Raw genomic sequence first — 24,876 nt, forward strand, 5'->3', positions numbered from 1 at the left:
ACTAATCGTGCAAAAAAAAATCAAAGTATGCTTTCATCAAAACTTATAGAAGCTATTACTGCTCAGAAAAGAGAAGTTTCGGTTTCTATGAGGCTAAAAAGGGAATCACAACGGTTTAGTCAGTTGCTTTTCAATACGCTCTTTGATTCTGAAACCAATACCGTGACAGTTTTAAAGGAGCTTGAAGATCTTTTTCTAGTCATAAGAAATCTAGCCTGTCCAGACATTGAAGGCAAACCATGCAAAACCTGGGAGGATTTCACGTTAGGAATTCCAGATCTTTTCTGCAGTTTGAAAAAGGATGCCGTTGCGATATATGAAAATGATCCGGCAGCAAAATCACTGGAAGAAGTCTATCTAGCCTATCCTGGCTTCTTTGCAATCGCCATTTATAGAATGGCTCGGGAATTTTATAAGTTGGGACTACCACTTGTTCCTAGATTAATGACAGAGTACGCCCATCAGCTTACAGGAATTGATATCCATCCTGGAGCCACCATAGGAGCATCGTTATTTATCGATCACGGAACAGGAGTCGTGATAGGCGAGACTGCGGAGATCCATGATCACGTAAAGATTTATCAAGGTGTAACTCTAGGTGCTCTCACAGTTAAGAAATCCATGCAGGATCAAAAGAGACATCCCACGATTCAGGATCACGTGACCATTTATGCAAATGCTACAATACTGGGTGGAGAAACGATAATAGGTGCCCATAGCATCATAGGTGGAAATGCTTGGATTACTTCTTCCATTGATAAAGATACCGTAGCCATACATACTGGTGAGGTAAAAATAACAACCCAAAAAACGAAATCATGAGTCACTCGATTCTAGATCAAATAGGAAATACACCTTTGGTTAAATCCATGGTTCTCAACACAAACCCCAATGTTACCCTTTACTTCAAAATGGAAGGTGATAACCCAGGTGGTAGTGTCAAGGATAGGGCAGCTTTCAATATGATCAAGAGTGCTTTGGAAAGACGTGATATTGATAAAAATTCAAAACTGATCGAGGCCACCAGTGGTAATACCGGGATTGCGCTAGCCATGATTGCGGGTATTTATCAATTGGATATAGAATTGGTCATGCCTAAAGATGCTACCATAGAGCGCGTGCAGACCATGAAAGCTTATGGCGCAAAAGTCACCTTGCATCCTGACGGGATTGAAGGTGCAAGAGACTATGCAGCAGATAAGGTAGAGAAAGAAGGTTATTTTTCATTCAACCAATTTGCAAACGATGACAATTGGAAAGCCCATTATAAAACAACTGGGCCAGAAATATGGAGAGATACTCACGGCAAAGTCACCCATTTTGTTTCTTCAATGGGAACTACAGGGACCATCATGGGGACATCCACTTATCTGAAAGAACAAAGTAAGAACGTCCAAATTGTTGGCGTGCAACCTACTGATGGATCGAGTATTCCAGGAATACGCAAATGGCCTAAGGAATACCTACCAGCCATTTTTGATGATTCTAAGGTTGATCGAGTAATGGAGGTAAGTACGGAACAAGCCAGAACTATGGCTAGACGACTTGCAAGAGAAGAAGGTATATTTTCTGGAATGAGTAGTGGTGGAGCCACAACTGCGGCGCTAAAGCTGGCAAGTGAATTAGAAAGCGGCGTCATCGTTAGTATCATCTGTGACCGCGGCGATCGCTATTTATCTTCTGACCTTTTCGAATAGGTTCAATAATTTCCTTGCAATATGTTTTTGATGTAGTTCGCTTTCGCGAAAGCGAACTTAGTAATCAATCCTGACTACTAAAAAATTGTATCAAGTCGCTACGGTTGTAAGTTCAACTCCTTAGGTAATCCACCTATGGTAGTCAATTTAATGGACGCCACTTGAAGTGCAAATTTTACGCTTTGTTCAATATCACGACCCTCAAGCGTGGCACATAGGAATCCCGACCAGAAAGCATCGCCTGCACCAGTAGCATCCACAACCTTTTCTAAGGGAATAGCTGGCATCTCAATGAGTGGTTTGTCTCGTTGGGAAACTAGGACACCTTCACTACCACGAGTCAGGCAAATCAATCGTGCGCCATAGTTATGAAGTGTATCAAAAAGATCTGTGGTACTAAAGTCATTCCCATATAGGCGGACCATATCGTCAACACTGATTTTGATCATGGTGTCGTAAGAGCAATATTCTTTTATGGTTTTAATGGCTTGTTCTCTATCCGGCCAGATTTTCTCAGAATAGTTAAGATCGATGCTAATAGAACAGCCTGCGGCAGCTGCAACCTTGACCTTTTTTAAAATCGTTTCTCGTGCTGGATTGCGACTGAGCGCAAAACAAGTCGTATGAAATACAGATGCAGTTTTGATTAATTCATCTGGTAATTGGGAGCTTAAGATCTGGCAGTCTGCTTCTCTATAGGCTATGAAGTCTGGAGTTTCTGCAGTTTTTGAAACTAGAATGGCGCTGGTAGGTAAATCGTCCACTTTTCTAACATACTCTTGTTTCATTCCCAGTGCGCTCATTTCTTGCGACAGAAAATTACCCAAGCCATCGTTTCCTATCGTTGCCACGAGTGCTGCATTGCAGCCTAGTTTATTGAGATTCATGGCTACATTAGTAGGAGAGCCGCCCAGATAACGTTTGAATTCTGTTGTGCTAGCAATATCTGGACTACTATGGGATCCAATAAAATCAATTAGGATCTCACCTATGCAAATGACCTTGACGTTTTTTGTTTCTTTCATATCAGCAACTTCTTTCCATTCCTGTATTCTCTAACTAATATCTCTCCAGCAGCGCTCCATGTACAGTATTTGATTCCTATGGCGGCGCTGGTTTCGCTATTGAAGTTCTCATAGTAACCATAATCTTCTACACTGTTAAGTTTTCTAATTTCCTTTAGGACGTTATCGCTGGTGTCAGGAAAATCTTCCGCAAGCGCCATTCCATAAAAACCATTAACCATTTGCCAGGTACCGCCATTGTGAAATTCATAGGCATGGTTTCTGAACTCATATTTGCAGTTGTCAGTCAGTAGGCCCCAATCCTTGTCGCCTTCCTTAATCGGTTCCCAAAAAGCTGGTAACAAGTTAAGAGGCAATGTGGCACGTAGGTTTTCTGAGTAGTTGATTACGCTTTCGCGAAAGCGAACACTTCCCAATCCCAATAACAAGGCAATGGAATTCCCAAAAGCGTCAAACATTGTCTGGTAGCCTGATGGGTTGATCGATGCCATCCAGTATGGTTTATTCTCTAGAGACTTATAGGCCTTTGGGTGGAATGGGTTTTCATAATTTCCAGCCTTATAATTACCTTCCAAAATTGATGTAATGGTCTCTATTTCTTCTTGTCTAGAATCTGTCGGGTCCAGTCTTTGAACGCAGCGCATTGCCCATAACCGCAGTACCTGATCATAGAAAATATGACCTTCAGTAATATACTCATCTGCCCAGTTTCCTGATCTGGGAACGTAGATCAAATAGTTATTGTTGAATTCCCAAGCCTTGAGAAGCTGGAATCCTTTATGAATTTTAGGAAGCATTTTTTTGAAAAAGTCTCTATCACCAGTATGTGATGCATAATTGCAGACCCCTATAATAAACCAGGAAATGGTATCGACACGGCCAGCAAGACCTCCAAAACTGACCTCGCTTTTTCCATCTTCTTTGAAATGCACGTTTGATGGGATGTGTCCCAACTCATGCTGATGGCTGGCCAGTGTCTCCAGCGTTGATTTAAAGGTGTCGATTAAGGATTTGTTGCCGTCCATCAGAGCTGCAAGACCACAAATAACTCCATCTCTAGCCCATATGCGCTTGTAATTTGAAATGTCTGAGGCACTCGCGAGAAAACCACGATCTGATCGTGCTGCACCTAAAAGGCTTGATGGATCTTGAGTGATTTCCATAATTTATTGAACTACTTGGTTTTTACGTTTTACTTTAATGAATAGAGTAAAGACAGCTGCAATGGCTAGAAACACACCGGCAAGTTTGATGACATTGATAGGGTTACTGTCTAGCAATTCATAAACAAATCCTTGCATGGTCAAAATCTGGATGATCATAGGGATTACTATGAACATATTGAAAATACCCATATAGACTCCTGTTTTCTCTTTTGGGATGGAACCTGCTAGTAATTGATACGGCATCGCTAGCATGGACGCCCAAGCGATACCTAATCCTACCGTTGCTAGATATAAAGTATAAATAGGAATGGAGTTGCCACCAAATGGGTTGGGTATGGAAAACAACACTTCGGTAATGCTTAAATAGGGAATGCAGAAAACTCCTATTCCTCCAAGGATAAGTGCAAAAAAGTGAACTCCTTTTGCCCCTATTTTGTAAGCCAGAGGAACTAATGCAAAGGCTACCATAAAACAAACAATATTATAGGAACCATTTACCTGACCCGTCAAGACCTGTGCTTCTTTAAAGCCAGACGTATCGGTATCTAGCGTTCCAAAAAATGACAGCGACATGGCAGATGTTAAGTACTGCCAATAACAGAACATGGCATACCAGGTAAAGAATTTCACAGGTATGAGCTGCTTCATGGTCAGTGGCATTTCTTTGAATGCTGTGACAATGTCCTTCCATGTTCTTGTCAGGATATTACCGTGTTCTTTTTCGGCTTTTATAGCCGCAAGTTCTTCCTCAGTTGGTGGATATTCCTTAGTGGTATAAACTGAAACCAAAATACTGGCAATAGATGCAAAAGCTCCGATGAAAAACGCCCAATAGGTCGCTACGGGAATTCCATTATCCATCGTATCAGTCAGCGCAAAGAAACCTATGGAAATCAGTATAGCTGGAGTAAAGTTTGCCAATGTTGTTCCTAATCCGGTAAAGAAACTTTGCATCAGGAACCCTAGTGAATGTTGTTTTTTGGGAAGAATGTCAGAAACAAATGCGCGGTAGGGTTCCATCGCTATATTGTTTCCGGCATCTAGAATCCATAACAAACTCGCTGCAATCCAGATAGATGGCGAGTAAGGCATGAACAATAAAGCCACACTGGCACAGATCGCTCCTATCAGAAAGAAAGGTTTGCGACGACCAAATCTAGGTGACCATGTCCCATCGCTAATCGCTCCAATAATAGGCTGTATGATCAATCCAGTAACAGGTCCAGCAAGCCATAATATAGGGATCTCACTTTCCTCTGCGCCTAGGTATTTGTATATGGCGCTCATGTTACTTTGCTGCAGACCAAAACTGAACTGGATCCCGAAGAATCCAAAATTCATAGTCCATATCTGCCAGAAACTTAGTTTAGCTTTTTGAAACATGATCTTTTGTAAAAGGGATTAATTTTTCAAGGAATTTGTCAAAGTCACCGTCATTGATAAGGTATCTGCCAGATTTTTTGATCACTGGCATGTTCAAGTTTTTTAGGTCAATGGACGCTGCCTTCAACCCTTCGATCATTTCCTTTCTTTTGGCAACATTCGTATCCACATCATAAAACGTGTATTCCACTTTGTTTTTGTCCAATATAGCTTTTGAATCGCGACAGTAATGACAATCGTCAATTCCATAAACGATGAGCTGGGTTTCTTGCTGCGTTGATGTTTCGGTTTGTGAGAACGCAAGCGCCGTGGTGAACGAGAAGAGTAAGAAAAAAAGGGATTTCATTAGAAAGGCTTTAGGTAAAAAGAGTTGCTGAAAACCTAGCTTTCAGCAACTCCAAGGTACTCATCTAAACTAAAGTAATTGGGCTAATGCTTTTAGAATCTATATCCCAATCCTAAGGATACTGATCTTCCTGGGACTGGACGTACTCTAATAAAGTTGGTCTGACCTTCAGTAATGGAACCTTCTTCAGATTCTGTGATACCTAGTGTATCAAAGATGTTGTTTGCAGATAGATTAGCCGTCAAGTTCGTTGCAATCTGGAAGTTTACATTACCACTTACGATTAAGAAAGCAGGTAGTACCAATGCATTGTTATCTTGAGCAAAAGCCTTGCTTTGTCCTATAAAACTTAGACCTACGTTGTTCTGTGAGTCAGCTCCAAAACTGTACGATGGCAAGAAGTTATAGATAAAGTCTGGTTGTCTTCTAGGCGTGTTACCCGCATTGTCTCCTGAGTCAACCTCAGCATTTGTATAGGTAATACCACCACGTAGGTTAAGGTTATCAAATCTGTAGGTTCCTTCCAGTTCTAGACCTATGGACTTATAATCATTTTCGATTATTTGCTGTGAAGTTGCCTCAAAACCACCTTCTTCGGTTGTTTTTGCATAGAATGCGGTAGCATATAAAGCTCCATTTTCAAATCCTTGCTTGTATCCTACTTCGGCTTGATTGATAAAGTCAAGAGCATTGATGGCATCACCGTCAAGGTAGTTAAGTCCTGCAAAGAGTATTCTGTCAGCTTTCGCGGAAGCGCCTCTAGAATATCTTCCAAACACTGCTTGAGACTCTGATAACTTTAAATTAGCACCTAAGGAATATGAGAAGTAGTCATAATCGTAATCTACCGTGGTAGGATTTGCCACATCAACAGCAGAAACTGACTGCTCAATAAAAGAGATCTCACCGTCATTGTTTACATCAAAAGCAGTCTGTACCGGTCCAGCAAAAGTTCCATCAACACGGCCTTTGTCAAAACGGGCACTTGCATTGAAGTTAAGGTTTTCACTTGCCTCAATAGAAACATCTACATATGGAGCGCTCACATTATAGTCAGTATCATAATTACGCTGGCAACAGTTACCGAAAAGTGTTGCGCCATATCCTATAAGCCCATTCTCACTACGTGCATCACCATTAGAGGCTGTAGCGTTGATAAGTCTAGCGCGGTCACCAGATGCTTCTAGCAGGTAAGAGTTCCATAACCAGGACATACTTACGTTTTGGTACGATTTGAAATAACCTAAAGTGATATCAATATTGTCAAAAGACTTTGAAAGGCGTGCGTCATTCATGAAATTGTTGAAGTTATTTAACTGTGTGTCAAATAAAACAGTAGGAGCTACTATCGTGTTACCAGGAACTGCGCTACCATCGTTAGCAAACGTAAGGTTTGCATAGTCACGTGAGGTAGCAAATTCACCTGCTAAAAAATCACTAGCAGTTAACACACTAGCAGGGAATGGAGAGTTGAACCCACCTTTATTGAAAGAAAATCTTCCACGGTTGTTAAATCTCCAGCCATCTACTAAATCAAATGAAGCTTCAACACCTACAGATGTGGATATAGGGTTCATACCATTTGCAACATCTGATCTTCTCAATTCACCAGCATCTCCTAATCCTACATTCTGACGTAAGAATGGAGTGTGAAGTGTTTGACCGTTTGCATCAAATCCTCTGATGTCTTCAAAATCAGGATCATCATTTGTTCCAGAAACCGCGATTGGATTAGGTAAATATGCGATAGCCTTGTCGTTAAGATACTTTGCGTAAAGTCTTACATATCCTTTTTCAAATTCTTTAGTAATGTTGAATTTAAATTGCCCACCGTTGTTGGCAGTATAACCTGCATCTCTGATACCTTCTCCTACACGATAGAAACCACCCATGTGAAAATATAGACCATCAGCAATAGGAGCTCCATATTCAAAATCAGTTCTGAAGCTATTATAGTCTGCACCAAACATGGTGGCAAGCGATCCACCTTCCACACGGCCCGTTTTGCTAATCAAGTTGATGATTGCACCAGGAGAATTTGAAGAAAGAGTAGATGCAGATCCACCGCGTATGGCTTCAATTCTGCCTATGTTGGAATCATATCTCGTGAAAATATCTGCAGTGGCAAAGGACATGTCACCAAACAGCAATACAGGCAATCCATCTTCTTGGATTTGCACATATTTAGATCCACCAGAGGAAACTGGTACACCACGTACGGCAATATTTGAATTACCTTCTCCACCAGAGGATTCTGCACGTATTCCAGGAATGGTTCTGAAAATTTCTGCGGTAGTTCTAGGTGCAGATTGCTCAATCACTGTAGGTGTTAGGGTAGTAATCGATACAGATGACTCTAGTTTAGACTTTGGGTTTGCTACACCAGTAACCACAATCGCATCTAGTGAAGCTGCATCCTCTGCAAGTTCAAAGTTTAGGACACGATCCTCGCCAAAAACATTGAGTGCCTTTTCGACCTTGGTATATCCTATAGAACTTGCTACCACTATATAATCTCCATCTTCAACATTGGAAATGGTGTAGTTACCATCAAAATCTGTGATGGCGCCTTTTGTAGTGTTTTGTAGGATCACATTTACATTAAGTAAAGGCGTACCACTGGCATCTGTAATAGTACCAGTGATATCTGATTGCGAGAAACCTACTAGGCAAACAAAGCAAGCCATTATTGAGGCAATCTTTTGTAGTGAATTTTTTGTTTTCATGTCGATTACGAATTTGTAAGTTATTACGGTTGAGATTGCTAATCTATCAGTGTTAGGTAATTAAAAACGAGAAATTAAAAACGAAAACGTTTTCGATATTACCGAAAACGTTTTCGAAAATTTTCTTAAATTTCAATACTTAACTTTTTTAATGAAACCAACTACCTTAAAAGAAATAGCCGAAATCCTCGGAATTTCCATCACCACCGTTTCTAAAGCCCTGAAAGATTATCCAGATGTAAGCAAAAAAACAAAGGCGATGGTCAAAGAGCTTGCGGTGACCATGAACTATAGGCCCAACTCTTTTGCGGTAAACCTACGGACTAAGGAATCCAAAACCATAGGTCTGATTATCCCAGAGATCGTTCACCACTTTTTTTCCAGCGTTATTAAAGGAATTGTAAGTCAAGCAGAAAAAAAAGGATACCTAGTCATCATACTTCAAAGCGATGAGTCCTATAAACTTGAGAAAAAGCAAATGGAGTTACTGCTTAATAAGAACGTTGACGGTTTATTAATTTCACTGGCAAATGCCACCGCAGACTTTGATCATTTGACAGATTTTATGGAGCAGGGCAAGCCATTGGTTCTATTTGACAAGGTTGCCAAAATTGTCAATTGCTCAAAAATTATTATTGATGACCGCAAGGCGGCAGAAACTGCAACGCAGCATTTGATCGATACTGGATGTAAACGTATCGCACATTTCAGAGGTCCTTTACTACCTCAAAATTCTATTGATAGATTTCTAGGGTATAGACAGGCATTGCGTAACAATGATATGCCCTATGACCCATCACTTGTTTATATATGCAGCGATATGAGCTTTGAAGAAGGTGGTGATTATGCAGAGCAGCTCGTAATAGAACATCCAGATGTCGATGGTGTTTTTATAAATACAGATATGGTGGCCATAGGTGCAATTACTAGACTTCGGGAAATTGGGATCAAGGTTCCAGAGCAAATATCCATAGTTGGCTTTAGTAACTGGTTCATGTCCTCTGCAATTTCTCCTTCATTGACCACTATTGACCAGCCAGGTTTTGAAATGGGTAAAGAAGCCTTCAAACGTTTACATAAGGAGATGCAAGCCATGAAGTCTAAAACACAACTAACCCCTAAAATAAAGGTGTTGGAAACTGCGCTTATTAAAAGAGAATCTACAAGGTCGATATAGAAGTGAGGATCAGTGACTTTTTATTTCGCTTTCGCGAAAGCGATAACCACATCAACCTCCAATAAAAAATGCAGCTGTAACAGCTGCATTTTTGTTTAAAACTTATAGATCGCTAATTATCGTCAGCATCCGTTCGTTCCTCATCGATTTCTTGATCAATTTCATTTCCTACTTCTTCGATTTTATCGCCAACCTTTTCCAGATTGTCTTCAGCATCTTCTGCGGCTGACTCGATCGCTTCACTCGCTTTTTCTCCAGTGGATTCACGGCAAGAGGTTAGGCCCATAAACAGGCATATCGTGAGTGTGTTAAGAAGAACTCTTTTCATTGTATTGTATTTAAAGTTGGAATAAATGTAGATAACATATTCAAATTTTTAGTTAACATTAGTTAAATAAACACTTGATATTATGTATGTTATGATGTTCCTAAATCACTTTCAGACAACATTATTTCACGAGAAATATACCATACTTCACAAATTGGGTCAATTTTCCTATAATCATTTTAGCATACTCTTACATTTACGATTGAAAATAGATAAGGCTGCCATTAGTAATCATTAATCAAGAAGGTGTAGGGACCCGACTGAAGACATGATTTTTGACTGGCAGTTTTTCTTTTGGCACCTTTTTCAATCGATCTTCTCACTTAAATATTTCCAGTAGCGTTTTGGGACGTGTTGTAAGTGCAATTTCATATTCTTGCGCGACTCAATGTTGACACTCTTAAAATATTGATTCCATAGATCACGGTAGTTGTTCTCGCTTTCGCGAAAGTGGGATTCATTTCCAGCTAACTTATTAGTCACGCCCTTTTTTGCAATGGGATCATCAAATTGGATGGTGATTTCCTCTACTTTTTCCAAGTCATAGGATATCCCAAAATCTCTTTTTAAGTCATAAATAATCCATTTCTGGTCTGCATAACGGTTCTTGAAATGATTGCTGATAAGCGGCAGCACATTGAAATCTGGTTCACAATTAGCATAGTAAACATCACCATCGATAAGGTGAAATCTTATGAAAGCTTCCATACGGTGCTTTTCTCGACCTACCATTTTTGCCGCTTGCGAAATTTTCAAAACGGTGGAGTTCCCATAATCTCCAGATGGTGATTTATTGTTCTCAAAGGATGTCCTGCAATATTCAAAAAGCGTATTCTCGATCCCGATGATCTCACTTAAGAAAGCGCGATACAGGTCATAGAAATCGTTCTTATTGGTAAGTTCTTGAATCTTTTTCAGGACACGCTCGGCTTTATCGTGATCAGTTACTATGGTATGCGCCTCGCCAAACAACTGATTCTGCGCCTGCGATTCTGGCTGTATGATGGGGTTTTTGATCTTGTGCGCATAAATGGTAAAGACCGTCGTCAAAAACCCATTGAAGGAGCCATCATATGTCAAGACATTGTTCATGAAAATAGGCTTAGTTGGTTGGTGAAATTCTTGCTGTATTTGCTGCTGCCAGATAGTAGGATTTGGTTTTTGATCTGAATGCCAGTAAGGTCTCTTCTCTCAAATTCCCTCGAGTTACAAGTGATGAAGTACTTACTACGGTTCATGGAGATTCCTATGGCTTTTAAATGTTCCCAGTTCAATTTCCTGTAGCGGCGCGCACTTAATATTTTGCCTACGGATTTCATTCCAACACCAGGTATTCGAGCCAGCATACGCTTTTCGGCCTTATTGATGTCTATAGGGAACTGATCTAGATTGCGCAGCGCCCAAGAGAGTTTTGGGTCGATATCCATATCCAGGTTCTGATGCTGGTCGTTGAGAATTTCACGCACATCAAACCCATAGAAACGCAAGAGCCAGTCGGTTTGATAGAGTCGGTTCTCGCGCATCATGGGAACTTGTGTTCCTATCGCTGGCAATCGCGAGTCGTTTGCCACAGGAACATAACCCGAATAATAAACACGCTTCATCTGGAACTTGCTGTAGAAATAGTTGGCACTGTACATCACATCACGATCGCTCTCGCCCGTTGCACCCACGATCATCTGGGTGCTTTGGCCAGCTGGTGCATAAACCGGTGTGTTTCTAATGAGTTTTTTTTCAGATTGATAGATCTGTATCGATTTCTGAACGGCTTTCATAGGTTGGATAAAGTCTTTGTGATCCTTGTCGGGAGCAAGTAGCTTCAATCCAGCTTTGGTTGGAATCTCAATGTTGACGGATAACCGATCTGCATATAGACCAGCTTCCTGCATGAGCTCATCGCTTGCGCCGGGAATGGATTTAAGATGGATGTAACCGTTGAAGTTTTCTTCCAGGCGTAGTTTTTTGGCAACTCGTATCAATCGCTCCATGGTAGCGTCTGGACTTTTGAAAATTCCCGAACTCAAGAACAGACCTTCAATATAATTGCGACGGTAAAAGTTGATCGTTAAATCTACTACTTCCTGTACGCTAAAAGCAGCTCGTTTAATATCATTGGATTTGCGCGTCACGCAATAGGCGCAATCAAAAATGCACACATTGGTAAGTAGAATCTTGAGTAATGAAACACAACGACCATCTTCAGTATAGCTATGACAAATTCCCATACCGCTGGAATCTCCCAAGCCTTTGTTTTTGTTCTGTCGTTTGCTACCGCTACTGCTGCAGCTCACGTCATACTTCGCAGCATCTGCCAGTATTTCCAGTTTTTCTTTTATTCTTTCGTAGTTCATATAAACCGCCTGTTCACACAGGTATTTTTACTTCGTTCAAATCTTAATCGTGTCATGCCGATGCATAGCGGCATCTGTTAGTAGTCATCTCAATGCTCGAATGGCACCATCGCTTAGTTTCATTCCCTAACCTTTCCAGGTTTGCGCCCAGCGCCAGGTTGGTGAACATTTACTTTTTCATGGGGTAGTTCAGGTCGTCTGTAACCATTGCCATTTCCCATACGGCGATCGCGCAGGCTCGCTTGTTTATCCAGTCGCTGTATCGTCTGCGGATTATCCTCTGCATATCGCGGGTCTTGTATGTAATCTGCTTTTCTCATATCCTCAACCTCAATGGAGCAGAAATCAAATTCTTCCACCACCTTACCATAAACGGCATAAATACCGCTGCCGCGAAAGCTGATTTTTGCAGCCACAGGTGGAAACATCACGGTATCAAAAAAATGACCGTCACCATCTAAAAACGTCCCGAACTGCATGCGCTTGCCCTTTGCTGTATGTGTGGTTTTGATATTCACCACATATCCATAAATCAAAATTTTCCTGTTGAGGTATCTCGCCAAATCTTTGCAAGTATTATTGTTGCGTGGCTCTTCAACCAGCAAGTCAAAATGCGAACACAATGGAAAGCCCAAAAGCTCAATTTGTTCAAAGGCTAACTCATATTGCGTGGTAGTTAGTTTAGGTATATGTGCCTGCCTAAATTTGGGAACGAATAATTGTTTTTGCAGCGCTTTTTTAGGAGTCTTATCCATCTTGAAATGGGCTTGCCACAATAGTTCATACCTATCGGTTCCCGTAAATCGAAACGCATTGATACGTATCAATAAACTGATTTGGTCAATGCTTATCACCACTCTATTGATAAAATCGTCCAGTGATAGAAAATCACCATCACGCCATCGTGCTTCAACGATAGAGGTCATCGCTTTTTTTTCAAATTCATTGATATAGCTGTACCCTAAATAAATGGACGTGCCTTTAATAACATTTGCTACATCACTATTGTTGATACATGGTGCTTCAATGGTTGCACCGCACATTTTGGCTTCATGCACATAAAGTTCTGGCTTGTAGAAACCACCACCATTATTGAGGGTTGCCGTCATGTATTCCAGCGGGAAATATCTTTTCAAGTACAGACTCTGGTAACTTTCCACGGCGTATGATGCAGAGTGACCTTTCGCGAAAGCGTAACCCGCAAAACTCTTGATCTGGTTCCAAATTTCCTGAGATTCCGCAGGATCATGACCTTCTTTGAGACAGTTACTATAGAATTTTTCTTCCACTTTTTGGAACTCCTCACGTGATCTATACTTACCGCTCATGCCGCGACGCAGGACATCTGCCTCGCCCAGATCGAGTTTTGCATAATGGTTTGCCACCTTTATGACATCTTCCTGATATACCATGATCCCGTAGGTTTCTGGCATAATGCTTTGCATGATGGGATGTGCCTCGGCACGTTTTTCTGGGTATCGCGTGCGCAGGATAAACTCGCGCATCATACCGCTTTGCGCCACACCAGGACGAATCACTGAACTCGCCGCGACCAGACCTATGTAATCATTGGTGGCCAGTTTGCTCAACAACATGCGCATCGCCGGCGACTCTATGTAGAAACAACCTATACATTTTGCGCGTGAGATCATGGCATTGATGCTCTCGTCCTTCATGAATTTTTTCACGTCACGACGAACATCTGCAAGTACAGCATCGGGCTGATTCTGCTTAACGATCTGAATGGCATCCCTAATTTTTCCCAGACCGCGCTGTGCGAGAATATCAAATTTGTGGATGCCGGCATCTTCTGCAATATGCATGTCAAACTGTACGGTAGGATAACCTTTGGGCGGTAGGTTAGTGGCGCTATAGTAGTGAATGGGACGTTCTGTGATCAAAATACCGCCAGCGTGAATGCTGGTATAGTTGGGCATATTCATCAAGTATTTGGAATACTTGATCACGAGCTGATGCATCTGGTCCAGCAAATTGAAATTCCACTGACCAGAAGTAAGCATATCAATATCTGCTCGTGGTAAACCGAATACCTTACCCAATTCTCGCAAGACTGCACGATATTGAAAAGTCACATAGGTTCCTTGCAGGGCGACATTGGCTCGCTCGCCAAATTCCGCAAAGATGAATCGGGTTACGTCCTCGCGATCATCCCAAGAGAAATCAAGGTCAAAATCTGGCGGACTAGTGCGGTAATCATTGATAAAACGTTCAAAATATAGATCCAGTTCAATGGGATCCACTTCAGTTATTTGAAGCAAGTAAGCAAGAATACTATTGGCACCACTACCGCGACCTACGTAGAAATAACCTTGCTCGCGAGCATATTTACAAATATGCCAGTTGATCAGGAAATACGCGACAAAACCTTTTCTCGCCACGGTTGTGATCTCTTTATGGATTCGTTCTGTTATGTCTGTCGTGGATTCCTCATAACGAAAGGGAATGGCCTCTTGAGCGAGCTGCTTTAGGAGTTCAAAGTCTGCTGCAGAATTTTCTTCATTTGTACCATTGCGATGGTAGGTTTTCTGGTTGGCATTAAGCTGAGATTTGTCATAATCAAAGCTAATGCTGCACTGTTCCAGTAATCTCTTAGTGTTTTCAATGATGAATGGATACTCGCTAAAAATGGACTCCAGTTCAGTAATTGGAATCATTCTGTCAGTTTCATTTCCCTGTTGATCCACGGGCAGCTGGCTCAGGAGAATATTGAGGTCAATGCTGCGCAGCAATCTATGAGCATTAAAATCCTTTTTATTTCTGAACGTCACCTGTTGTAGGATCACTAGTTTATCCTTGTAATTAAGGTAATCTGTAAACGGCAGTTTACGTAGGCTCGTGATGGAGATTCCTATGAATTCGCTTTCGCGAAAGCGAGTTTTTCTCTGCTCCACAACCTGCTCCAATGGGTAAACGACAAAACAGTTTTGGAATGCTGGAGCTAATTCAGGTAAAGGTGTTTTGTTATGAACGTGTTGCGATAGAAAATCATTCAGTTCTTGAAAACCCGCATTGTTTTTTGCAATGCCTACATATAAAGGTTGATGATCATTGCGAAAGTCGATTCCTATCACCGGCTTTTGCGACTTTCCTTCAAGCAGGCGCACAAAGTTGAGGCACGCGCTCGTGTTGTTGATATCTGTCAATACGATGGTGTCTAGACCATTTTCCACAGCAATATCGATGAGCACTTGTTCATTAAAAGTGCCGTATCGCATAGAGTAATATGTGTGGTTGTTCAAATACATTTAAAAACAAAAACAAAAACAAAAACAAAAACAAAAACAAAAACAAAAGAGATGTTAGAATCAAGAGTCTAGAATTGAAAAATCCCAAATCCCAAATCTCAAAATCCCAAAATCCCAAAATCCCAAAATCCCAAAATTTCAAGCTCCAGACGCTGAACACCAAACTGTTGATTTCTTGTAGAATCTTTTCAATAAAAAGAGTTCTCGACCGTGCTAGAACTGACATTTTCTACTAACTACTAACTACTAACTACTAACTACTAACTACTAACTACTAACTACTAACTACTAACTACTAACTACTAACTATCAACTCACTGCTTCCTGTGCGCAAGAACCACTGGTGGCAAACCATTAAATGGATTGACCATCCTACCTATGGTTCTAGCCTCCATTCCAGCGGCTTTCACCACCATGCGATCTCCATATTTTTCCCTGATTTTATCTAGGGCACTATATAGGTTCAACGCACTTTCATCATCTTCAAATAAGTTTATTTGATAATGACCGCTTACCAGATGCGAGAAGCGTATGCCTATAAGACGCACCAAAACCCTGCGGTTATAGAGCTTATCAAACAAGTCCAAGATTTTAGGAATCAAAATATGGTCTGCACTACAAAACGGAATACGCATCTGTTTTGAATAGGTGTTGAAGTCAGAATACTTGATTTTTACATTGACACAAGCCGTAAGCTTATCGCCACGTCTCAATTGATACGCTAGGTTTTCAGTCATAGCGATGAGAATGGACTTTAGTTTTTTGACATCTATGGTATCACTATCAAAGGTGCGTTCTGTGCTGATAGATTTGCGTTCATTGAAAGCAATGACAGGTCTGTTATCCACACCTTGGGCGCGTCGCCATATAAGACTGCCGTTTTTACCCAATACATTAATGAGCATTTCTTCTGACATTTCCTGAATGGTATGAATCTTTCTCACGCCCAGGTGCCTCAACGTTTGATAGGTTTTATCTCCAACTTGCGGAATCTTTTTGATGGATAATGGTGCCATGAATTCTTTTTCATGTCCATCTTCTATCATGAGTTGGTTGTTGGGTTTTGCCTCGCCCGTAGCAATTTTTGAGACTACTTTATTAATGGATAATCCAAAGGAAATAGGCAAACCAGTTTCTTTAATGATCTTGCTGCGCACCTCGCTAGCCAACTTATAGCAGCCATGGAACCTATCTATTCCCGTAAGGTCTGCATAGAACTCGTCAATGCTGGACTTTTCAAATAGCGGAGTTTGTTCTTTGACAATTTCAGTGACTTCATCAGAGTGTTTTGAATAGGTACCAGCGTTACCTCTTATTACAATCGCTTCTGGGCATAATTGTCGCGCTAGTTTCATGGACATACCACTATGAACCCCAAAACCGCGCGTCTCATAACTGCAAGCAGCAACGACGCCACGATCGCTAGTACCACCTACAAGAAGTGGTTTGTTTTTGAGCCTATTATCCATCTTACGCTCCACCGAAACATAGAACGTATCCAAGTCAATATGCATAATTTGTTTGTGAGCCATGCGATTAATGGTAAGGCGGTTTTCTTAAAATTAGTGGTCAAAAAACCTCACAGGTTGTACTGTGAGGTTGGCCGGTATTATTAATAAGGAGATTGGTCTAGTCCTCTATATTTTTAATAATGATATCATTGACGCTGGGTTCTAGAAGACTAATCAATCCGTCAAATTCCCTATGACTGGAAAACTCAATACCATTGGTTTGTAGGATCTCGTACAGTGTCTCATATACTTTTTGTACTAGATGATCAGTATCTGCAACCTTATCCTTCCACGTTTTAGTCATTCCAGAATTTACTTTGCTTCTGGTAGCCATTAAGTTCTGGACCCGCATGGCTAGATCTGCTTTTATGTTCTCAATATTCATGGCTTCTTATTTAAAAAAGTACAAATTGGTCTCCAGCTACTAATCGTTCCTCACGTATGGTATATGGCTTTTCTTCTACAAACTTTAATCGATCATATAGACATCTATCATAATCCTTAAAAATCTTATCACCTACAGGCTTCAATAGATCCAACCCATTATGTTCTGGATTTTTAATTTTTTGCGAGATAGGATAAGCATTGAATCCTTTGTCATCAAATGGACGCATGATAGAAGTCAGTTGTGCAATGGAAAGATCTTTGTCCAGCCATTGTTCTTCTTGCTTTCTGCTCAATACTACTGGTGCACGGTGATGTCCTATGGCTTGAGTCAGTCTATTTGCTGCTGTTGTTGTAATAGCAACAGTATGATGCTGTTCGCCTGTCAATGGATGTTCCCATACGTCATAGATTCCGGCAAGTGCAAATGGCCCACGATCTCTGTTAGGGTAAACCAAGTATGGCTTGTTTAGCTTTTCCAGTTTTGGACCTTCTATAAAACCATCTACAAGGACAAGACATCGTTGCGATTTGATGGCGTGTCTAAACATAGGTTTATGGAATATTCCAGCAGCGCCTTTATAATTGGAGTTGTTTTCTGGATTGAGACTGCCTTCTGCTCGCGCATTGATCATGTAGGTTTGCTTGTGCGCCCAGTGTGGTGTGAATCCCAACGTAAACATTTGTATGTGGTTAGGTCTTGCACTGGTGATTACCGGTATTTTGTTGCCGGCACTCGTGTTCACATTTTCTTTGAGTTGTTCCGCTTTCGCGAAAGCGGCATTAAAACGCTTCTCCAACAATGCTGCTGGTGTTATAACTGATGCTCTTCCACACATAACTTTTGATTTTGGAAATATTCCTAGAAGTATTTCTGATTACACTTCAAAAGTATGGAATAATTCCTAATATGTGGAAATATTCCAGTGTTAAAATTGGAATAATTCCTAAAAGGAGTATATTTGAACTATGGGACAAGAGATTTCTACAGAGGCGCAACGCTTCAAAAAGGTTCGCGAGGATCTAGGTAAAACGCAAAGTGAATTTGCGCAATTGCTGGATGCAGGCGCTACTACCGCAGATATTGAACGCGGTAAAAAGAAAATTACCGGTAAAATCGTGACTGAATTGCTGCGCCAGTTCAATATCAATCCATTGTGGTTGTATGGGAATAGTTACAATAAGTATCTCGAGACCAGCCAGAGTACGGCTCCCAAAATCATCACCATGGATGTGAGTGAGCGCGAGAACATGATTATGGTCCCTATCAAGGCAAGTGCTGGTTATGCGAACAATCTACAGGATACCGATTGGTTCAACGAGTTGCCAGCGTTTAGTATACCGCTACCACAATATAAGGAAGGAAGTTACCGTGCATTTCAGGTAAAAGGTGATAGTATGTTGCCGGTGTTACAACCTAGTGAATGGGTCATGGGTCGCGCCGTAGAAAGTATACGTCAGGCTAATGATGGAAAAATTCACGTTATAGTAACTAATGAAGCGGTAGTAGTCAAAAAACTGCGCAAAGATTCTCAGGAACGAGTGATGCTTATTTCCTTAAATAACGAATATCCCATTATAGAACAGCAAGTTGCAGAGATATCTGAGTTATGGGAAGTCAATTCAAAACTTAGTTTTGACCTTGATGTTCATGAAGGTCAAGAAGCCATGATTTCTCTCAAACAAGGATTAGACAGCCTGCGTGATGAGATCGCAAGCATAAAAAAAGGAACCTGATCAGGTTCCTTTTTTATTTTATTCCAGAATTATCAATCTGGATCAGTAGGTGTAGGATTGGTATCATATCCATCGTCGCCGCTGTCATCAGCATCTGGTGCTAATGTTTCAACCTCGATTTCTTTTTCTTCGCGACAGCTATTCAAAGCTGGAGCCAGTAATGCGCAAACCGCACATATTGTAAATATTCTTTTCATAATTTTATAATTTATGCGTCGTCCTCGCCACCCATTCCTGTATTTTCCTGTACTTCATTAACGCCTTCCTGTACTGTGTTTTCTACAGGATCTGTAGCATCATCATCACCTAGAGCGTCGTCATCGCTCATGTCATCATCCACATCGTCTGACATTTCTTCCATTTTTTCTTCGGTGCTATTTGCTTCATCTCTGCATGAGGTAGTACACAAAGCCACTGCGAATAAGGCAATGAAGACTAAATTTAATTTTTTCATAGTAAAAGGTTCTAGTTAAAAATCTAAATATAATTTATTGAAATGATACTAAATGATAACCTTAAGCAAAAAAAGCTGCCCAAAAAGGGCAGCTTTCTATAATAAGAATAGTAAAAACGATACGTTCCTACATATCGTCAGCAGCATCTTCCATGTCGTCAGCACGATCATCCATCGCGTCTTCAACTTCTTCTGCTTTTTCGTCTAGCTCATCTGCACGCTCTTCCATGGCATCTTCTACATCGTCTGCAGCTTCTTCCATGTCGTCAGACATTTGTTCCATTTTTTCTTCAGCGCTATCAGCTTCTTCTCTACATGAAGTAGTACATAGAGCTACTGCGAATAAGGCGATGAATAATAAGTTTAATTTTTTCATTGTTAAAATGTTTTTGGTTGAAGGGGTAAATATAAAAATATTGAAATAGTTTCCTACTATTTTCAGTGAAATCAAAAAAGGCCGTTCGATAAGAACAGCCTTTCAGTAAATAATATGAATGATCTCTAATTAAGAAGCATCGTCGTTTCCTTCGATTTCATCCTCAACTTCTTGAGCGCCTTCTTCCATAGAATTTTCTACGTCATTTGCAGCATCCTCGATGTCATCGCCTACTTCTTCCATTGACTCTTCAATGTTAGTTTCTTCAACTGTAGTTTCTTCTCTACATGAAGTTGTGAATAAAGCAACTGCAAAAAGTGCGATAAATAATAAATTTAATTTTTTCATTGTGTTTGTTTTTAAGGTTAAATGATGATGTAAATATGAATATACTGAGGCTATTGCCGGTAGTATTTAATTAATTGTCGTCGCCTATGTTGTCAATAGCCTTATCGATTTCTTTGTTGGCTTCTTGATCTACTTTTTGTCCAGCTCTTTCAAGAATTCCACCAGCTTCTTCTGTAGTTTCATCTGCGGTTACTTCTACCTCTTTAACGATGGTTTCAGTTTTAGTTTCAGTCTCGCGGCATGAAGTCAATGCAGTGGCGCTTATAAAAAGGGCTGCTAAGCTAAATACGATTTTTTTCATTGGTTGATGAATTAATGATTAAAGCGGCAAAAGTATTTTTTTTATCCATTTAATTTACTAATCTTCTCACAACTTATTAACATAATAAACACCTCATTTTTACCTTTATAAGAAAAACTACATGAGTTTCCATAAAATGTTTTCTTTCTTAAGAGAGCTACAAAAAAATAACAATAAGGAATGGATGGATGCCAACCGGGACGAGTATGAGCAAGTACGCGACTGGTATAAATCATGGCTCAACGAGTTAGATGCAGAGCTTGGAAAAATTGACAAAAACTATCATTCAACCGAAGGTAAAAGAGCCATCAATAGGATCAACAACAACTTGCTTTACCATCCCAACAAGCCCATTTATAAAGATCATTTTGGAGCTGGACTCGATCTCTCAGAAAATGGGAAACAAGGTGATTTCTATATTCATTTAGGAGTTAATGGTTGCTTTCTCGCCGGCGGATTCTGGAATCCAAAAAAAGAAACATTAGACTCTATACGTGACGCGATAGATTACAATGGTGCAGAATTCAAGAAAATCCTGAATAAAAAATCCTTCAAAGACACCTTTACCAAGATGATCAAGGATGAGAACAAGCTAAAAACTTCACCTAAGGGTTACTCTCAGGATCATGAACATATCGATCTATTACGCCGCAAAAGCTTTGCAGTAAAACATGACGTTACTCAAAAGGAAGTTATGCAGGATGATTTCAAAGAAAAATGTGTGGAAGTTTATAAAGAAATGCTGCCTTTTAGAAACTACCTAAATAAGGCCGTTACGGTCTAGTCTCGCGGCTCATATACTTTGAGAATAGCACCCATGCCGTAGTTATCGTGACCTGATCGCACCAACTTACTATTGGGGTTGTAAGTCAGGTCAAATAATTGCCATGATTTGTTATTAAAGAATATACGGCGCACCCAGGTTTTCTTTCCATCGATCTCGTCTGTAAATGGTAATAACGGTCTGTAGGTGGTAGAAACCTTAACCACGCCGCGACGGGTATCGATCTCACGATATTTTTTTGCATCGATCAATCTTCCATCTGGATAGGTGTAGCCTAGTACCTGAATGGCTACAAAAATCCCGTTTTCTGGGATTTGCACACCTAATTCTTCAACATCCAGTTCGTGAATCTCATCGGTTTTTTGAGTCATTACAAAAGTTTGAGAAGGATAATTGGATTGTTTTGTGGGCGATCCATCTGCATTAACATTGTAGAATTGTACTCTGAACATGGTTGAAAAAGCCTGTAGTTTGCCTTTTTTGCTGGCCTGACTTTCTTCCAAAACAACGGGAATCAAAATTGTTTTTAGAGAAGTCTGACGATTATCTTGTCGTTCAAATTTTATGGCAATTTCTGACTCCACAGTAGGCAACCAACAGTCAAAATAATTGTCGTGAACCTCTGCATCTATTTCTTCTTCCTTGAATTTCCCTTCTAGTCTGGCTAGCACAATAATGGCATCCATTTGTGCTTTTGATGGATTCATGAATAGCTTATCGGTCACATCTGCCGTTGCAACAAGCAAGTCCTCATAACCTATAGATGATACAGTAAGGGAATCAACGTCGGGATATCGCTTTCGCGAAAGCGTAAATATTCCGTCTCCATCTGCAAATGTTCCTTTCCCATTACCGAAGCTGATCGTTGCAAATGAAACTGGTTCTTTTGATATAGAATCGAGAAGAGTGATCTTCTGGGCATTTGATAAGCTGAAAGTCAGTAATAGACTAAGAAGTAATAAGTTCTTCATCAATGGTTTTTAAATATTCCAGCACCTGATCTGTAGCGCCTGTGTTGCTATTGACCCAATGCCCACAAACCATGCCTGTTTTTTCCCGCAAAAAGTCATCTTGAAATAGCTTGTTTACCGTGTCTGTAAAATCCTGAGGATTTGAGATGGAGAATAATCCACCGAGGTCCTCAAGTTTGCCGGCTTCTGGATATTTTTCATAATTCTTGCCTATCACTACAGGAACTCCATAAGTTGCGGCTTCCAGGATATTGTGCAATCCAGAGTTGCCCATGGCGCCGCCCACATATGCAACACTCGCATAGCTGTAGATTTTAGTCAGTAAACCGATCGAGTCGATGATGAGAATACTACTGTCTGCCGATAATAATTTCTCGTGAGTTTTGGTCTCTGTCCATCGTATGGTTTCAAATGGCAATGAATCTTCCAGCTCAGTGATTTTTTCTGTATTCACTTCATGCGGAGCGATAATCACCTTAATTGCTTTGGACTTTTCATTTTCTATGAGCCATTTTTTCATGACTTCAATATCCTTAGGCCAGCTGCTACCTATAACGAGGCATGGTTTGCCTGCGATGAATTTCTCTAGTGCAGGAATTCTATTATCACGTTCTATGAGCTGGCTAGCCCTATCAAATCTGGTATCACCACTAACGCTAGCGTTCTCAAACCCTAGCTTTTTTAGCTCACGCAAGGAAGATTCGTTCTGCAGGAAAAAATGATCAAACGCTTTTAGAGAGTTTGTCATCCAGGATCCATACCATTTATGGAAACTCATTTTTTCCCTGAAAATTCCACTCACTAAAATGGTTGGGACCTTATTTGCTTTGAGTGAATTCAAGTAGTTAGGCCAGAATTCGTATTTGACCATAATGGCTAGAGATGGCTCGACCAGACCCATGAACTTGGATACATTTGAAACGGCATCGATGGGTAAGTAGCACACGACATCAGCTAGGTTGGTGTTCTTTTTATTCTCATAGCCAGAAGGTGAGAAGAATGTAAGTACAACCTGATATTTTTTTCGGTTGAGTTTTTCAAGAACCGGTACTATTTGCTCGTACTCGCCTAAAGATGCAACATGCACCCATATTTTTGGTATTGTGCTCTTTACTTTGGTATCAAGAATATGCCACGATCGTTCCCGACCTTGTGATCCCAACTGCATTTTCTTGTTGAAGAAACCGGCTATGGGAAGTGCCGCTTTCGCGAAAGCGGAACCCGTATCATACAAACTTTTTAAAATAGGCATAGGTCGTAAAAATAGCATAAAATAGGCGTTGGGCGATGCGCTACTTATATCGTATTTTTACAATAATGTCGCTGTTTACAGCTGTTAAACTACAAAAACGCATGCGTAAGATTCAAATGGTAGACCTGAAGGGTCAATACGAAAAGATCAAACCAGAGGTTGATAAAAATGTGATGGAAGTCATAGAGACAACCGCATTTATTAATGGTCCTGAGGTTCATGCTTTTCAAAAGGAACTTGAGGACTATTTGAACGTGAAACACGTGATCCCATGTGCTAACGGTACCGATGCTTTACAAATAGCGATGATGGGATTAGGCCTGAAGCCAGGCGACGAGGTCATCACTGCAGACTTTACGTTTGCCGCAACAGTAGAAGTGATTGCTCTATTACAACTCACGCCAGTCCTTGTAGATGTGAATCCGTTTGATTTCAATATTGACATTGAAGCGGTGAAGCGCGCGATCACGCCTAATACAAAAGCGATTGTTCCTGTCCATTTGTTCGGCCTTGCAGCTAACATGGATGAGATCATGAAGCTCGCTGAAGAGCATGATCTATTTGTTATTGAAGACAACGCTCAAGGTATAGGTGCCAACTTCATGCATTCCAACGGTTCCAAATCCAAAACGGGAACCATAGGTCACGCGGGAACAACATCGTTTTTCCCTTCAAAAAATCTTGGTTGTTACGGCGATGGCGGCGCGATTTTTACCAATGATGATGATCTTGCACATACCATACGCGGTATCGTGAATCATGGAATGTACGAGCGTTATCATCATGATGTGGTAGGTGTCAACTCTAGATTGGATTCCATGCAGGCGGCAGTTTTGAGAATTAAATTGCGCAACCTCAATGATTACAATAATGCTAGGAGAGATGCTGCCAGAAAATATACCAATGCTTTCTCGCAGGAATCTAAGATTATCACACCGCTCATTTGTGACAACTGTGATTGTCACGTATTCCATCAATACACTTTAGTTATTAAGGATGCAGATCGCGATGCACTTGTAAAACACCTGAATGAAAACGGAATTCCATGTGGTGTGTATTATCCTATTCCTTTACACAAACAAAAGGCTTATCAAGACGAACGCTATAATGAGGCCGATTTTCCCGTGACTAATAAACTTGTCCAAGAATGCATCTCGCTGCCTATGCATACAGAGCTGGACGATGAGCAGATTGGATTTATTACTAAAACCATCATTGACTTTGTAAATGGGTAGATGGTTTGTATCGCTTTCGCGAAAGCGTAACTCACAATCAGCCCAATATCTAACCTTT

25 protein-coding genes are annotated in these 24,876 nt (G+C 40.7%); 6 read left to right on the plus strand and 19 right to left on the minus strand.

Going from position 1 to position 24,876, the window contains the following annotated elements; translation table 11 throughout:
* Positions 1-27 precede the first annotated feature (27 nt).
* Together epsC and cysM are read left to right on the plus strand one after the other, a co-directional pair.
* Positions 28-822, plus strand: coding sequence for a serine O-acetyltransferase EpsC (gene epsC / locus BLO34_RS12430; protein ID WP_090755741.1), 795 nt, complete (start codon positions 28-30; stop codon positions 820-822).
* On the plus strand, positions 819-1,697 hold the full coding sequence (gene cysM, locus BLO34_RS12435; RefSeq protein WP_090755743.1) for a cysteine synthase CysM: 879 nt from the start codon (positions 819-821) through the stop codon (positions 1,695-1,697). The genes epsC and cysM overlap by 4 nt, the downstream gene beginning before the upstream one ends.
* A 98-nt stretch (positions 1,698-1,795) precedes the next feature.
* On the opposite strand, the gene BLO34_RS12440 is transcribed toward cysM, so the two are convergent.
* The 5 genes from BLO34_RS12440 to BLO34_RS12460 form a co-directional block, all read right to left on the minus strand.
* Positions 1,796-2,722: a carbohydrate kinase family protein gene (locus BLO34_RS12440; RefSeq protein WP_090755744.1), complete on the minus strand. Its 927-nt coding sequence runs from the start codon at positions 2,720-2,722 to the stop codon at positions 1,796-1,798.
* Positions 2,719-3,885, minus strand: coding sequence for a glycoside hydrolase 100 family protein (locus BLO34_RS12445; RefSeq protein ID WP_090755746.1), 1,167 nt, complete (start codon positions 3,883-3,885; stop codon positions 2,719-2,721). Before BLO34_RS12445 ends, BLO34_RS12440 begins: the two co-directional genes overlap by 4 nt.
* Positions 3,886-3,888: 3 nt before the next feature.
* Positions 3,889-5,271: an MFS transporter gene (locus BLO34_RS12450; RefSeq protein WP_090755747.1), complete on the minus strand. Its 1,383-nt coding sequence runs from the start codon at positions 5,269-5,271 to the stop codon at positions 3,889-3,891.
* Entirely contained in the window at positions 5,255-5,617 is a 363-nt protein-coding gene (locus tag BLO34_RS12455) for a glutaredoxin family protein (RefSeq protein WP_090755749.1), read from the minus strand. The genes BLO34_RS12450 and BLO34_RS12455 overlap by 17 nt, the downstream gene beginning before the upstream one ends.
* Positions 5,618-5,709: 92 nt before the next feature.
* A complete protein-coding gene (locus tag BLO34_RS12460; protein ID WP_090755750.1) occupies positions 5,710-8,343 on the minus strand; it encodes a TonB-dependent receptor in 2,634 nt (877 codons plus the stop codon).
* Positions 8,344-8,494: 151 nt separating this feature from the next.
* On the opposite strand from BLO34_RS12460, the gene BLO34_RS12465 reads away from it, so the two are divergent.
* The gene (locus BLO34_RS12465) at positions 8,495-9,520 is read left to right on the plus strand and encodes a LacI family DNA-binding transcriptional regulator (protein ID WP_090755752.1); all 1,026 of its coding nucleotides are present in this window, start codon (positions 8,495-8,497) and stop codon (positions 9,518-9,520) included.
* Between the two features lie 112 nt (positions 9,521-9,632).
* On the opposite strand, the gene BLO34_RS14590 is transcribed toward BLO34_RS12465, so the two are convergent.
* From BLO34_RS14590 to BLO34_RS12500, 7 genes are all read right to left on the minus strand, one after another.
* Positions 9,633-9,848, minus strand: coding sequence for a hypothetical protein (locus BLO34_RS14590; protein WP_157686817.1), 216 nt, complete (start codon positions 9,846-9,848; stop codon positions 9,633-9,635).
* Positions 9,849-10,154: 306 nt separating this feature from the next.
* Complete coding sequence (locus tag BLO34_RS12470) at positions 10,155-10,940, minus strand: TIGR03915 family putative DNA repair protein (protein ID WP_090755754.1); 786 nt, start codon at positions 10,938-10,940, stop codon at positions 10,155-10,157.
* Positions 10,937-12,199: a putative DNA modification/repair radical SAM protein gene (locus BLO34_RS12475; protein WP_090755755.1), complete on the minus strand. Its 1,263-nt coding sequence runs from the start codon at positions 12,197-12,199 to the stop codon at positions 10,937-10,939. Before BLO34_RS12475 ends, BLO34_RS12470 begins: the two co-directional genes overlap by 4 nt.
* A 119-nt stretch (positions 12,200-12,318) precedes the next feature.
* Entirely contained in the window at positions 12,319-15,465 is a 3,147-nt protein-coding gene (locus tag BLO34_RS12480; RefSeq protein ID WP_090755757.1) for a DNA polymerase III subunit alpha, read from the minus strand.
* Between the two features lie 314 nt (positions 15,466-15,779).
* Positions 15,780-16,997 (minus strand): DNA polymerase IV, encoded by a 1,218-nt coding sequence (dinB, locus tag BLO34_RS12490; RefSeq protein ID WP_090755760.1) that lies wholly within the window; start codon positions 16,995-16,997, stop codon positions 15,780-15,782.
* 97 nt (positions 16,998-17,094) lie between these two features.
* Complete coding sequence (locus BLO34_RS12495) at positions 17,095-17,361, minus strand: hypothetical protein (RefSeq protein ID WP_090755761.1); 267 nt, start codon at positions 17,359-17,361, stop codon at positions 17,095-17,097.
* Between the two features lie 10 nt (positions 17,362-17,371).
* A complete protein-coding gene (locus BLO34_RS12500; RefSeq protein WP_090755763.1) occupies positions 17,372-18,199 on the minus strand; it encodes an SOS response-associated peptidase in 828 nt (275 codons plus the stop codon).
* A gap of 130 nt (positions 18,200-18,329) precedes the next feature.
* On the opposite strand from BLO34_RS12500, the gene BLO34_RS12505 reads away from it, so the two are divergent.
* On the plus strand, positions 18,330-19,097 hold the full coding sequence (locus BLO34_RS12505) for a helix-turn-helix transcriptional regulator (protein WP_090755765.1): 768 nt from the start codon (positions 18,330-18,332) through the stop codon (positions 19,095-19,097).
* Between the two features lie 32 nt (positions 19,098-19,129).
* Here BLO34_RS12505 and BLO34_RS14595 read toward each other — a convergent pair whose 3' ends face one another.
* The 5 genes from BLO34_RS14595 to BLO34_RS12525 form a co-directional block, all read right to left on the minus strand.
* Positions 19,130-19,294 carry a hypothetical protein gene (locus BLO34_RS14595; RefSeq protein WP_157686819.1) on the minus strand — a complete coding sequence of 55 codons (165 nt, stop codon included), beginning with the start codon at positions 19,292-19,294 and terminating at the stop codon, positions 19,130-19,132.
* Between the two features lie 11 nt (positions 19,295-19,305).
* Positions 19,306-19,551, minus strand: a complete 246-nt coding sequence (locus BLO34_RS12510; RefSeq protein ID WP_090755766.1) for a hypothetical protein — start codon at positions 19,549-19,551, stop codon at positions 19,306-19,308.
* 127 nt (positions 19,552-19,678) lie between these two features.
* Positions 19,679-19,927, minus strand: coding sequence for a hypothetical protein (locus tag BLO34_RS12515; RefSeq protein WP_090755768.1), 249 nt, complete (start codon positions 19,925-19,927; stop codon positions 19,679-19,681).
* Between the two features lie 129 nt (positions 19,928-20,056).
* On the minus strand, positions 20,057-20,275 hold the full coding sequence (locus BLO34_RS12520) for a hypothetical protein (protein WP_090755769.1): 219 nt from the start codon (positions 20,273-20,275) through the stop codon (positions 20,057-20,059).
* Positions 20,276-20,345: 70 nt separating this feature from the next.
* Positions 20,346-20,576: a hypothetical protein gene (locus tag BLO34_RS12525; protein ID WP_090755771.1), complete on the minus strand. Its 231-nt coding sequence runs from the start codon at positions 20,574-20,576 to the stop codon at positions 20,346-20,348.
* A 121-nt stretch (positions 20,577-20,697) separates the two neighbouring features.
* Here BLO34_RS12525 and BLO34_RS12530 point away from each other — a divergent pair, with 121 nt between their 5' ends.
* Positions 20,698-21,360, plus strand: a complete 663-nt coding sequence (locus BLO34_RS12530; RefSeq protein ID WP_090755772.1) for a DUF2461 domain-containing protein — start codon at positions 20,698-20,700, stop codon at positions 21,358-21,360.
* Here the strand turns inward: BLO34_RS12530 and BLO34_RS12535 are convergent.
* Together BLO34_RS12535 and BLO34_RS12540 are read right to left on the minus strand one after the other, a co-directional pair.
* A complete protein-coding gene (locus tag BLO34_RS12535; protein WP_090755774.1) occupies positions 21,357-22,331 on the minus strand; it encodes a 3-ketoacyl-ACP reductase in 975 nt (324 codons plus the stop codon). The genes BLO34_RS12530 and BLO34_RS12535 overlap by 4 nt on opposite strands.
* Positions 22,309-23,601, minus strand: coding sequence for a 3-deoxy-D-manno-octulosonic acid transferase (locus BLO34_RS12540; RefSeq protein ID WP_231959494.1), 1,293 nt, complete (start codon positions 23,599-23,601; stop codon positions 22,309-22,311). Before BLO34_RS12540 ends, BLO34_RS12535 begins: the two co-directional genes overlap by 23 nt.
* 83 nt (positions 23,602-23,684) lie before the next feature.
* Between BLO34_RS12540 and BLO34_RS12545 the strand changes: the two genes are divergently transcribed.
* Positions 23,685-24,818 (plus strand): DegT/DnrJ/EryC1/StrS family aminotransferase, encoded by a 1,134-nt coding sequence (locus BLO34_RS12545; protein WP_090756668.1) that lies wholly within the window; start codon positions 23,685-23,687, stop codon positions 24,816-24,818.
* The last annotated feature ends 58 nt before the right edge of the window (positions 24,819-24,876 follow it).

Origin of the sequence: Nonlabens sp. Hel1_33_55 (assembly GCF_900101765.1) — a bacterium.
Taxonomy (GTDB): domain Bacteria; phylum Bacteroidota; class Bacteroidia; order Flavobacteriales; family Flavobacteriaceae; genus Nonlabens.